The sequence below is a fragment of the Faecalibacterium sp. DFI.5.82 genome (assembly GCF_029076575.1).
In the GTDB taxonomy this organism is placed as follows: domain Bacteria; phylum Bacillota; class Clostridia; order Oscillospirales; family Ruminococcaceae; genus Faecalibacterium; species Faecalibacterium duncaniae.
Genome location: NZ_JARFIS010000549.1, coordinates 1 through 309, shown reverse-complemented (window position 1 = coordinate 309; position 309 = coordinate 1). Strand labels below are relative to the sequence as shown.

1 pseudogene is annotated in these 309 nt (G+C 58.6%); it reads right to left on the bottom strand.

The features are described 5' to 3' along the window. Nucleotides 1-309: pseudogene (locus P0G09_RS17830) on the bottom strand (sodium-dependent transporter); the annotation flags it as partial.

Sequence of the window (309 nt, the reverse complement as noted above, 5' to 3'; positions counted from 1 at the left end):
GCCAAAGGTCACCAGGATGCCCATGGCAATGGAGAGGGAGTAGAACATCTGCCCCATGTCGGAAACCACGGTCATCCACGAGAAGTTGGCCGGGTTGGGCACCAGAAAATACTTTACACCTGCCAGCGCGCCGGGCCGTGTGACCGAGTAGACAGCAATGACCACCGAGAGCACCACCAGCACAGGCATCATCACCTTGGAAACGCGCTCCACGCCGTTGCGCACACCTGCAAAGATGATGCCCAGCGTGATAAAGGTGAACAGCAGGAACGCGATCTCGGCCAGCAGACCGTTGGAGTTGAAGCCGGA